Annotated in this window: 11 protein-coding genes; 1 reads left to right on the top strand and 10 read right to left on the bottom strand. The window is 43.5% G+C overall.

Annotated elements, in window-relative coordinates; all coding sequences use genetic code 11:
- On the top strand, positions 1-1884 hold a 1884-nt coding region (gene cysN, locus AC37HE_RS03120), incomplete at its 5' end, for a sulfate adenylyltransferase subunit CysN (RefSeq protein ID WP_500781323.1).
- A 46-nt stretch (positions 1885-1930) separates the two neighbouring features.
- Here the strand turns inward: cysN and AC37HE_RS03115 are convergent.
- The 10 genes from AC37HE_RS03115 to AC37HE_RS03070 form a co-directional block, all read right to left on the bottom strand.
- Positions 1931-2101, bottom strand: coding sequence for a hypothetical protein (locus AC37HE_RS03115; RefSeq protein WP_500781322.1), 171 nt, complete (start codon positions 2099-2101; stop codon positions 1931-1933).
- Between the two features lie 415 nt (positions 2102-2516).
- On the bottom strand, positions 2517-2960 hold the full coding sequence (locus AC37HE_RS03110; protein WP_500781321.1) for a DUF4293 domain-containing protein: 444 nt from the start codon (positions 2958-2960) through the stop codon (positions 2517-2519).
- 208 nt (positions 2961-3168) lie between these two features.
- A complete protein-coding gene (locus AC37HE_RS03105; RefSeq protein ID WP_500781320.1) occupies positions 3169-3594 on the bottom strand; it encodes a DUF3276 family protein in 426 nt (141 codons plus the stop codon).
- 112 nt (positions 3595-3706) lie between these two features.
- Positions 3707-4510, bottom strand: coding sequence for a M48 family metallopeptidase (locus AC37HE_RS03100; RefSeq protein ID WP_500781319.1), 804 nt, complete (start codon positions 4508-4510; stop codon positions 3707-3709).
- A gap of 314 nt (positions 4511-4824) precedes the next feature.
- Positions 4825-5001, bottom strand: coding sequence for a BF3379 family histone-like protein (locus AC37HE_RS03095; RefSeq protein ID WP_500781318.1), 177 nt, complete (start codon positions 4999-5001; stop codon positions 4825-4827).
- Between the two features lie 232 nt (positions 5002-5233).
- A complete protein-coding gene (locus AC37HE_RS03090; RefSeq protein ID WP_500781317.1) occupies positions 5234-7309 on the bottom strand; it encodes a beta-galactosidase in 2076 nt (691 codons plus the stop codon).
- 33 nt (positions 7310-7342) lie between these two features.
- On the bottom strand, positions 7343-8911 hold the full coding sequence (locus tag AC37HE_RS03085) for a rhamnogalacturonidase (RefSeq protein WP_500781316.1): 1569 nt from the start codon (positions 8909-8911) through the stop codon (positions 7343-7345).
- A 205-nt stretch (positions 8912-9116) separates the two neighbouring features.
- Positions 9117-10466 (bottom strand): glycoside hydrolase family 88/105 protein, encoded by a 1350-nt coding sequence (locus AC37HE_RS03080; RefSeq protein WP_500781315.1) that lies wholly within the window; start codon positions 10464-10466, stop codon positions 9117-9119.
- Between the two features lie 35 nt (positions 10467-10501).
- Positions 10502-11869 carry a glycoside hydrolase family 28 protein gene (locus tag AC37HE_RS03075; RefSeq protein ID WP_500781314.1) on the bottom strand — a complete coding sequence of 456 codons (1368 nt, stop codon included), beginning with the start codon at positions 11867-11869 and terminating at the stop codon, positions 10502-10504.
- A 37-nt stretch (positions 11870-11906) separates the two neighbouring features.
- On the bottom strand, positions 11907-12704 hold a 798-nt coding region (locus AC37HE_RS03070; RefSeq protein WP_500781313.1), incomplete at its 5' end, for an alpha-L-rhamnosidase C-terminal domain-containing protein.

Genomic DNA, 12704 nt, shown 5'->3' with positions numbered 1-12704 from the left:
GATTTCCTTAATCAGGATGAAAAAAAAGACTTACTGCGCCTTTTAACTGCCGGCTCAGTAGATGATGGAAAATCAACGCTGATTGGTCGTTTAATGTTCGACAGTAAGATGATCTACGAAGATCAGCTGGCGGCATTGGAACGCGACAGTAAACGAATTGGCCATGCCGGTGAGGATATCGACTATGCCTTGCTGCTCGACGGATTGAAAGCTGAGCGCGAACAAGGAATCACCATCGACGTCGCCTACCGCTATTTTTCAACCAACAAACGGAAATTTATCATTGCTGATACCCCGGGACACGAGCAATACACTCGCAACATGGTTACCGGCGCATCAACGGCCAACCTGGCCATCATCCTGATTGATGCCACCAAAGGGGTAATTACACAAACCCGTCGCCATACATTCCTGGTATCCTTGCTGGGAATTAAACACGTGGTTTTGGCCGTTAATAAAATGGACCTGGTGAATTTCGACCAGAAAGTATTTGACCAAATTTGTGAAGACTATAAAAACTTTGTTGCTCAACTGGATATTCCGGATGTTACCTTCATTCCACTTTCAGCACTGAAGGGCGACAACGTTGTAGAAAAGTCGGATAAAATGCCATGGTACCAGGGAAAATGTATGCTCGACTTCCTGGAGAATGTACACATCAGCTCCGACCGCAATTTCGAAGATATGCGTTTCCCTGTACAGTATGTACTGAAACCCGACAACAATTTCCGCGGTTTCTCGGCACGTGTGGCTTCCGGTATTGTTCGCAAAGGCGAAACCGTAATGGTTCTTCCTTCGAAGAAGACTTCGAAAATTAAAAATATTGTCACTTACGATGGCGACCTGGATGAAGCATTCCCGCCGCAATCGGTAACAGTAACACTCGAAGACGAAATTGACATTTCCAGAGGCGATATGCTGGTTTATCCGGATAATCTTCCTCGTATGGAGCGCCACTTCGAGGCTATGTTGGTTTGGATGGATGAAAAAGCGATGGACCCAACCACGCATTTCTTCATTAAACACGCCAACAACAACACCAAGGTTCGTGTTGACAAGATTCAGTACAAAGTTGATGTGAATACCATGGAACGCTCAGGCATCGATTTCTTCAGCCTGAATGAAATTGGCCGTGTTGTACTGACAACCAACAAACCATTGTTCTTCGACCCTTATAAAAAGAACAAAAGTACCGGTTCGTTTGTGTTGATCGACCCGATGACCAACAACACCGTTGCCGTTGGTATGATTATCGACAAGCTTAGCTCGGACAACTTGCCATCGCGTATTACCGAAGATGAACGTCAACAGATCCGCGAAGGTAAAGGACTGATCCAAACAGACCAATACGAAAAGCGTTACAATCAAAAAGGCGCTACTCTTTGGGTAACCGGTTTGCATGGCTCGGGTAAAAACGAAATGGCTTTCAGCCTCGAAAAACAACTTTTCGAAATGGGAGCAACAGTTGTGCTGCTGGATGGAAGTTCTGTACGTTCAGGCTTATCCAAAGAATTGGATTACTCGCCAACTGACCGTGCCGAGCACTTACGTCGTGTAGCCGAAGTTTCGCGCCTGCTGAACGATCAGGGTATCATTACCATCTGTTCGTTTATTTCGCCGGACAAAGAAATCCGTAAACAGGTTGCCAAAATCATTGGTGAAGATCGATTCCACTTGTTCTATATGAATGCTGATTTGGAATTCTGTAAAAACAACAAGGCTGACTTCTACAACCAGGATCAACTGAGCTATGTTCCGGGAATCGATATCCCGTTTGATGCCCCTGAAAATCCTTCATTAGAGCTTTCGGCTGCAGATAATGGCAAGAACCCGGAGAAAATTATTGAGTACTGCCGCGAAAACAAGATTTTCCCGCTTCAATAAGTAAGTGATTACTCCAATATATCGGAAAGGTGAGGTTGTATAAACTTCACCTTTTCTTTTGGAAGTCACAGTTCCATTTCAATTTCCTTGTTGTACGACCTAAAATAGTCGTTGTACGGCTCAAACCAGCCATTGCTTCAGTCAAAGCACTCATTGCTCGAATCAAACCAGCCATTGCTTTAGTCTGAGCACCCATTGCTCGAACAAAACCTGACATTGTTTCAGTCTGAGCAGGCATTGCTTGAGTTGATGTGGTCGTTGCAAACAACACTCATGATTCCCGGGAATCTCAACAGGGATGAAAGTGGAGGATTAGCCACACATCAGGTTGTCCATTTTATCTGAAGTTGTCGGGTTGTCGTGAAACTTGAAAAGTTAACGATTAACGATTATTGATAGCCGATTTGCGATTGAGAGAAGAGCAACCAGTAATGAGTAACGAGTAACAAGTAACCAGTAACAAGCAGCAGCCCCTGACCTATAAAAGGGTAACTATGACCGCAACTTGGAACTCGAAACTCGAAACTTGAAACTTGGAACTTGGAACTTGAAACTTAGAACTCAGAAGAGACTTTCACAGAAAAGGCAGCCCGCGAACGAACTGCCTTACTATTTCTTTAGCGAAGTATTTTCTAACGAATACGATCCATCGAACGGATCAAAGCTTCATCTTTACCAATTCCGCGAATAGCCAGATAATCGAGGATTAATGCAACGATGGGAAAAACCACCGGAATTTTAAAGCTGATATTTGCACCATCAAATGAATAATAGGCAAAGAAATAAAACATGCCGAACAAACCGATATTCAGCAATATGGACAACACCATCAAGCGAATTTGAATGATGCGCTTCTTGTACAGCAACACTGCAGCCACATGAAGTAATAAAATAATACCAATTAAACCAGCAATGGCCATTCCGTTTTCTTTTAACCCCTCCTGACCTACAATTCCACGGATATCGAAAAGGTACAAACTTCCTTCATGTGAAATATCAGCAAACGGAAGGGTAAACAGCAAACCAATCAAGATTGCTGAGATAAGCATATAAACTGTTTGAATACGTTGTATCATTGTTCTCTTTTTTTGCACAAAAATACTGTTTTGAACAGAAGAGACAAGTAGAAAGCGGCCCATTCCCTAATCTGCATCAAGGAATTTCAAGCACTACAAAGTTTTTGCTTCTGCAGTTTGCCTTATATAGCAAGGAAGCAGGGCCAAAACGGACACAAAAAAAGCTGTCCCTGTTGGGGACAGCTTATTCCTATTCAAGTATTCTTGATTAAATATCTTCAAATTCAACATTGGTGTAATTATTTACAACCTCTTCTTCCTCCTCAACTTCTTCCTCAGTTTCGTAGGCTTTATAAGTCTCCTCCTGTTCTTCATTCTTTTGGGATGGAAATTCGTTAAATCCTCCTGGTTGTTGTTCTTTAATAAAATCAACAACTTCACTTAATCCGTCAGCAAATTTTTCAAAATCTTCTTTATACAGGAAAATTTTATGCTTTTCGAAATGAAACTTACCATCTTGGTCGAAGCGTTTCTTACTTTCCGTAATTGTTAGGTAATATTCATCATTCCGGGTCGATTTAACATCGAAGAAATAAGTTCTTTTCCCTGCCCGCACTGCTTTTGAATAAATTTCCTGTCTGAATTTACTATCTACATCTTCATTAAATTCATCATTCTTTTCAAAGCCTTCCATCTTGTTTATTTTAGGTTTGTATTTAGTTTAACATCAAAAATAAGCATTTATTCTAACAAACACAGAAACCTGTTAACAAACAGAAAGGAAAAATTTACAGACAAATGTTCGTTTAGTTCGGATGGTAATATTTCAAAGCTTCCGGCATTAATTTTTGCAATGCTTGAATGCGGTTTTCATCCACAGGGTGCGTACTTAGCCACTCTGGAGTACCACCACTATTAGCCGCCATACGTTTCCAGAATGCAATTGCCGAACGTGGATCGTACCCGGCAATAGCCATGAAAGTCAGCCCCATTTCATCAGCCTCATACTCATGTTTACGCGAAAAAGGAAGCATAACACCTACCTGGGTCGTTGCACCATAAGCCATATTATATAAATTTTGAGTTTCCTCGGGCTTCTCCTTAACAGCCGTTGCCAAGGCCACACCCCCCATTTGCACCAACATGGCATGACTCATCCGCTCGTTCCCGTGACGCGCAACAGCATGAGCAATTTCGTGTCCCATAACAACTGCCAATCCATTTTCATCCTGGGTATAGGGTAAAATACCAGTATAAACAACCACTTTTCCGCCAGGCATACACCAGGCATTGGGTACATCACTTTCAACCAGGTTAAATTCCCAATTGAAATTTTTGACATAGTCCCCGAAGCCGTTGTCTTTGAGGTATTTTTCCACTGCAGCGGCAATTCGTCCTCCTACCTTTTTCACCATAGCGGTTTGCTGCATATTTGTCGAAAGCTTATTATCCTTCAAAAAATTATCATAATTTGTCAAACCCATCGAAACCATTTCCGACTCCGACACCAAACTAAGCTGACTACGACCAGTCAAAGGAACTGATTTACAAGCATGCAAAGTCACGACAACCAATAAGATTAAAGCAAGTCTTAAACTATTTTTCTTCATAACTATTTTCATAATTTTCGGTTATTCTCGAATATACAACAAATGCTTAGAAACGGATGTTGCATGCGATTACTATTTTTTTTAATCCCAGCACCGTCAATCTCGACGAACCTTCGTCAAACCTCTGCTGATTTCCTTTTGTGAGTTGAAATCACCTTGAATAAAAGGGATTTTTTGAATGGATTAAAAATGATGGTGCTGGAAATCTTTTCGGAATGAAAGATTAATGCGGAAGGTGAATTAACAAGGAATGGTTTGGCCTAAAAACAATTCTCCCTATACAAGCACAGAACTCATACAGGGAGAAGATGAAATTACTTTTTTGATTCTTCCAAAGAAACCTGGCGGAATTCTTTAAAAAGTTTTGTCAATTCCAAACTAGCTTTACGAGCACGAGTACCTGCTGCTTTGTTACCATTTGCCAATTGAGCATCGGCGTTTTCCTGAAAAGATGCAATTTCAGCACCAATTTTTTCTAAAAGTTCTTTCATAACGTAATTTGCTTAATTTTAAGTTCCGTCAAATATAAAATTTTATAAACAACACAAACAGTATAAACAACATTCTTTCGTATTTCAACCCAAATTTCCCCCTAAAAAAGGACTTTTCGGGCTCCCTCCCGCAAAAATCAGTAGCCAAAATACGTTTTATTCAGCAGCCTGTAGTGTTCCTATTGCTTAACTAAACAAACGCAAAATACAACTTCAATATTATCCCAGTTCCTTATTTGAGTCTCCAAACAAGTACACCTGCTGTTGGAATTTTCTTCTCTCCAACCAAAATATCGCTGCCGGTTGGCAATTGCATTTCGTAGGGCTTATCGGCATAATTCAGGGCAATCCCAAAACCATCGCGGTATTCTACGATAATCCCTTTCGGATAATCTTTAACCTGAATTCCAAGCCGACCGTAAAGTTTGGTTAAAACAGCCTGCTCCAAATCTCCCGAATCGCTGTCGGCACCAACATAAGTTACCGTCCCTTTTCCCAACCGGTGAAATGTTACTGCTGCATTTCCGGCGTAAAAATCGTTTTGATAGCTTGCCCAGGTCTCCGTTCCTTCATGGGCTTTCAAAATATCACCCCAGCTTGTCCAAGCAATTTTTTGCTGATCCATTGTAATTGTATCGGGTGCATATGGACGAAGCAAATCGTAGAATTTAATTTCCCCACCAATCAGATCATAAATCGGCTCTGAATGGCGCGCTTCCCATAAATGCCCCCATTGGTCCTGATGACCGGTTCTGCACGACATCACCAGGTTACCGCCGTTTTTGACATAGCTGGTCAATTTTGCAATGAGTTCAAGGCTCATTTGCTGATACGCAGGAGCGATGATCACCGGGTAACGGGAGAAATCCATGGTATCACGAATAAAATCGACCGGAGCACCAAACGCCTTTAGTGGCTTGTAATATTTCAACACATGCTGCTCGGTGTTCCAAACGGTAGTCTGCTTATTTTGATTGATAGCTATCGTATTATCCGGGTCATAAAGAATAGCGGTTTTGCGCTTCAGGTAGTCAACCGGAACTTCACCGGACGTATGTTTTTGACGAAGTAACTTAATTTCTTCAATAAATTTCTGATACTCCAAACCGCCAGGCGTTGGTGTCACTCCGTCCGTACCTAAAATTCCATAATGGTACTGTTCGTATCCATAAATTGGAGCCCGAAACCGGTAAGTACAGGTAAATTTGCTGCCACCGGCAAAAACACTCCACAACCATAAATGAACAGCCCCTGGCAAAGGTTGCGAATTAATACTTCCCCAGTTCACTTGTCCGGGCTGCAACTCCATACATCCATAGAGCGGCGAAAGCGGCCGGAAGTAATCGTTGGCCATGGCAATGCGGGAATATTCTCCCACCCGGTAGCCTTCCCGACCAATTCCGGTAGCTTCGCCGTACACCATATAGCGTGTATAGCTTATGAAGTCCAGCTCCCGGCTGTCACCAATATAGCGGGAATCGTAATTCGGAATATAATTCGTCGTAATCCATTGGTCCGGACTGGCATACTTCCGGATCGTTTGCGCTTGCTCATCCAGGAATGTGGCGGTCTCCGAATCACAAAAACGACTAAAGTCCAAACGTTGATAGAGGTTCATCCCCCATTGTGACACTTGCGGAATGTCGATCTGTGAAAAGTCGGAATAGGTACCACTCCAGAAATTAGTCCCCCAGGCTTTGTTCAAGGCATCAATATTTTCATACTTCTGCTTTAACCATTCCCGGAAACGTTTCTGCGCATCAGCACCATAATCAACATTACTAGCCGGTTCATTGTCGAGCTGCCAGCCAATAATCCGTGAATCGTTGCCATAGTGCTTTGCCAATTCAGCAATCATCTTTTGCGAATAAGAACGGTAATATTCGTTTGAAAAAGAAGCATGTTGTCTGGAACCATGATCCATCTGCGTGCCATCCTCCCGGGTTTTAAGTACATCGGGGTGCTTGCGAACCAACCATACCGGAGGGGTAGCTGTTGATGTACACATGATTACTTTCAAGTTATATTTGGCAGCCAAAGCAACAGCGCGATCCAACCAGGCAAAATCATATTTCCCTTCTTCAGGCTCGAGCTGAGCCCAGGCAAACTCCGCGAAATGGGTAAACTCGAAGCCCATCTCCGACATTTTCTTTAAATCGCGCTCCCATTGCGACTCGTCCCAGTGTTCGGGATAATAGTATGCACCAACGGTTGTAAGCTGATCCTCGGGAAACCAAGTCTTCCCGTTTTGGGCAAAAGCACTAATCGTTAACGCTGATAAGAATAGATAGGTTAGTATTCGTTTCATGTTGTAGGTTATTTCGATAGTTTATTGTATAAATTACAATTTTAAACTTTTTAGCTGATTTATCCGCAGGTCTTCCAACTGATTTACCCGATGCAGATCAAAATCAGTCACATCTTTCAGTTGAAAAGTGGGCACGCCCTTAATACTATCAGTGTGAATTTCTGAGAAACTTGCACCTTTCACATCTTCCAGGATAAAAGCCGGGCGAAAATCTTGCGTTTCAAATTCCAGGTGAATGTTCGACATCGTGATATTTTTCGCATGCCGAATGTAGAATCCCCAGGCAGGAATATCACCAAACTCCTGCGGATCGGGATAACTGGTTTCCAACTCGGGAACCACGACTTTGGCCTGCTCGGCATCGGCACCACCAGCCACTTTAATCCAGATGTTCGACAGAACAATATCTTCGACATCGTGCCCGGGAATTCCCATTAACAGGGATCCGTATTGCGGGTTGGATGCCGTAACAACCACATTGTCAATCAAAACCCGCTTAAGAGAACCAACTCCTAATTCAGCAGGTCCGCGCATCCGCCGGCCAATCCGGAAGAAAAAAGGTGCATTCAATATGTCTTTCATTACAATATTAGAGACCGTGATGTTCTCGATATTGGAACCGTCGGCTGTTTCAAAAGCCAGTCCCCTGCAATGTTCGAAGGTGCAGTTTGAAATTGTAATATCCCGAAAATCACCGTTCGACTCAGTACCCAGTTTAATTCGCCCGGTAACAACTCCTTTGTCCGGAGCCTGCTTTTGCGTGGTTTGGTATGTCCCATCGAGGAACGTTCCCTCATCGAACCCATAAACCGCACAATTGGTAATCGTTACATTCTCGCAAGGAGCAGCATAACCCAGTGCATACGAAGTTTTCAGCACCAGGGCATCATCGTTGGGTGAATTCAACGAACAATCCGAAACCCGAACGTGCCGGCAACAATCAATATCGATGGCATCTCGGTTTGTGTCAATCTTCAAATTAGTAATGGTGAGGTTGTCCACTCCAGTAGCAATGATGGCGAAGTGGCCACCGTGTAAAATTGAAAAATCACGAAGAATCACATTTCGGCATTTTTTCAGAGCGATTGATTTATTACCCAATCCCGGACGTGGGTTACTCCACTTCTGTAGTCCTTTGCCATAAATTAATCCAGAGCCCGTGATCGAGATATTTTCCAGGCCTTCGCCCCAAATCAAACTATTGTGAAAATGACTATGCCCAAAATCCTGGTAATGCAACGAATCGCCCCACATGTTCGGTTCGGGATCATCGTACTTCCCTTTGTGCTCGTCCCTATTGGCAGCAACGATCGTTGCCCCGGCACCGATATGCAAATTGATGTTACTTTTCATCCGAATTGAGAAACACAGGTACTCACCGGCCGGCAAAAACACCGTACCACCGCCTGCCTCTGCCGCCTTGTCAATTGTCTGATTGATGGACTCCGAATCCAGGTGAGTTCCATCACCAATCGCACCATAATCTTTGACGTTATAAACAGCTGGATTTACCGCTGCTATTGCACGATGGCTAACGGCTAAGGCAAGAAAGAACAGCCCTGTCACAATTGCGCATCTTCCAAGATTTAGTTTTCTATTCATTTTTTGTGTTTTTATCTGCAATTACCTTCCTTCCCACTTCAATTGATTTTCCGATTGTCGACCATTGATGGAACCATCAGTTTTAAATCAACAACCAGCAAGGAAAAACATAACGGCATTTTTCAAGCCAAGAGATCCGATCTTTCGCAAAATCGGATCCCTTTCCAAAGTCATACTCCCTCAACTTATCAGGAGAACAATTCCTTTATTTCTTGTCGTAAAACTGAACCGAGCTGTCGTTTACGCTGATATCATGTGTTTTTATCAACTCAATCATTTCAGCTCCCGCCAACAAAACCGGGCCATAGCCGTGAGCGGCATAAACATTTACCGGGCGATAATAGTAGAAAGCCGGATCAAATCCCATACCTGTTCCAACACAGGTTCCTTCAACTTGTCCCTTTTCATTTACCTTCGAGGCAACAGCATTCCAGGCCAGGCAAACCATGGGGCCATATACTTTGGCATCCACATAGCCACGATTAATTGCGCGTGCAATTGCATAAGTATAAATAGCTGTTGCCGATGTTTCCAGGTAAGTATCGTTCCGATCGAGCAGCTGGTGCCAGAAGCCTGTTCCATCCTGATAATTCGCCAAGCCACGAATGTGCTTGCGCAATAAATCCAATACCTGGTCGCGACCGGCATAATCCTTTGGCAAAACCTCCAACAATTCAACCATGGTCATTACAGCCCAACCGTTCGCTCGTCCCCAGTGAAACTGAGGATGCTCATCCATTCCCTGAATCCAGCCGTGCATAAACAAGCCTTTATCATAGTTAAACATCCGCTGTCCAAACTGAAGCACTTGCTTCACGGCATCGTCAAAATACTGGTTATCGCCACTGTAGCTTCCCATCTGCGCCAAGGCAGGTACTCCCATAAACAAATCATCCAACCAAATTGAATTGGGCTGCGGACGATTACGGGCCAGGGTACCATCATCCAAGCGGTATTCTTTATTACTGATATAGTCGATATAAGTATCAATCATATCATCTTGTCCTTCAGCAGCCCCGGCCTTTTCCGCTTTGATCATGGCCGCACAAATAGCACCGCAATCATCCAGGGCATGTGGATGCAAGGTAAAATAAAGCTGATACTTGCTATCCGGGCTACGCTTTTCAAACTCCTGGAAAGCTTTTAATGCCTTCGCCAGAAAATTCAACCGGACGGTTACATAATCGGCATATTTTGTTTCACCCGTTTCTTTAGCGGCCAGCAACATACCTGCATAAGTCACGCCCCACTCATAACTGGTCAGGCGAAAGTCACCTGGTTTCATAATGGTGTGTTCATTTACTGTGGAATAATCCGTAATCTCAGCACCGGTATTTTCATCAACAAGAGCTGCCGGTGTTGTAGCCTCCAGGTAATCGTAAACACGCGTTAGTGTTTGTTCAATATCTGCAACTACAGGCTTACCGTAAGGCGTTGGATAATCAGGCTGAAGCAGATGAAGCGGTGTTGTTACATCGTTCACTTGCTGTGCATAGGAGCTCGACCAACCCAATGCCACAAGAAGTCCTGCGATAATTAAACTCGTTTTTTTCATGTTTGTAGATTTGGTTTCGTATTTAGTTCTGTTAGTTATTCAATCTTCAGGTTATTTACATTTTCGGCAACATTTCGTTCTTCATGGATGATATTCGCATGCACGTTTTTCAGCAGCACCCGTTCAACCGGCATTTCTTTCTGCCCTAATATTTTGTAAAGAAATTTCACTTCATTAGCCTGAACATTCACCAGGCTGATATCAGAAATTGGCGTCAACCGGGTTTCGTAGGTAGGCACCAAGTCACGCCACTGGTAAAGCACATCGGTTTCAATGCCTAGAATCCCCTCCTGCATTTTGTCGGCGCGTATATTTTGCATATGAATGTTCTTAACAAAGCCACCACGACGTTCATTGGTTTTAATGAACAACAGGTGAAACATGCTTGCTCCCCCGGCTACGGCACAATCCGTCATAAACACATTTTCAACGCCCCCTGACAACTCACTACCAATAGCCAGCAGTTGGTGACCGTTTTTCACCAAACAATCCCGGATCACCAGGTTCCGGGTTGGTGTATGAATCCGCCAGGCATCCTGGTTCCTTCCCGACTTTACAGCAATCGCATCATCCCCTTGATCGAACACACAATCTTTAATCAACATGTCCTGAGTCATTTCCGGATCAACACCATCGTTATTTTGCCCGTGTGCATAAACGTTTAGATTCCGAATAACCACGTCTTTACACAGGTATGGGTGAATGGTCCAGAAAGGACTGTTTTGAATTGAAAAACCATCCATTAAAATATTTTCACAGCGGTTAAACTGAATAAATTGCGGACGCATGTGGGCTGAATCATTCACCATTACCCGATCTTCAACAGGCACATTCTTCACGGCTGCTTCGTACAACCATTTCAGGCTGTTCATGTGGCCGGCCGGTCGTGCAAACCAGTTTTTCCAAAAATCCATTTTAGCCTTCAGCTTTCCCTTACCTGTAATAGCCACGTTTTTACATTCGAAAGCATAAATAAGCGGTGAATAGTTGTAACATTCCAAGCCTTCCCATGTCGTGTGCACAGCCGGCAAATAATCTTTCGGATTATCAGAGAACAATAATTCGGCCCCCTTTTCCAAATGCAGGTTTACATTGCTTTTTAAATGAATTGCTCCGGTCAACCATTCTCCTGCAGGAATAATCACCGAACCGCCACCGGCTTCGTTTGCCGCATCAATAGCTTTAGAAATCGCTTCGGATGTTTTTTGTTGATCGTCCTTAGCTGCTCCAAAATCGGTAATTTCAAACTTGGGGCAATTGCTAAAATCGGGATATGTAATAGCAGACATCTCAAAGGGAGCCCTAACATCAATCTTCTGTGTTTTCAAATTGCACTTATTCCCCATGCAGGAAGTCAACAAAACGAGACCAATAAGCGCAAAATTCATCAATCGCTTCTTCATCAAGTTCATCTTTTAATTCGTCTAGTATTCTGTTTAGTTATTCTATAATTTGAATGCCATCCGGAGCACTAACCGTTTTCGTAAGCTCTCCGTTCTCATTCTTCTTATATTTCACGTAAATAGCTCCCTTAGGCGTTGGAAAAGTTCCTTCGGCCCAATCCAAATCGCCCAAATGAGGTTCCAGTTTAATCGTTGAACAGCCCGGCTCCAGAACCCTCACACCAAGAACATGCTCACTTAACCAGGCTGTCGGCCCTGATGCCCATCCGTGACAAAGGCTCCGCCGTAAACCAATATAGCAATAATCACCTGTATTTCGATGATAATCCAGCTTCCCCTTTGGTATAAACCGATCTATCGGTGCAGCATTGGTCGCTTCTTTCAAATCAAAATCTTCCCAGAACGTTGTTGCACCCAGATCAAGCATGCCGCCCCAGTATTGACGAATATTATCCAAAGCAACCCTATATTCGCCAGCCCTAGCTTGGGCCTCCAGCATATAATAGCCAAAGAAAGTTGAAAAATTTGTTGGACCACCAACGCCAATAACCTCCTCATTCGCCGTTGCTGCGTCCATCATACCCGACAATGCTAACAATGAAGCGGCTTGTTTCGAATGGTTCGGATCAGGAACATGCGCCCTCATTTTGTCCGCAATTTTCTGATATTCTTTGGCTTTCTCATATTCCTCCAAAAACTGACACAACCGGGCTCCCTTTTCAAACATCAGAACCATTAATGCTTGTAAGCCGGCATGAACAGCCTCTTTGTTCTCGTACGAAGGCCAATCAAGAAAACGCATACCTACATTTTCAAGCTTTTCACTTCCGTTTTC

The organism is Mangrovibacterium sp. (assembly GCF_059905295.1).
This window is presented reverse-complemented; position numbering and strand designations above follow the sequence as displayed.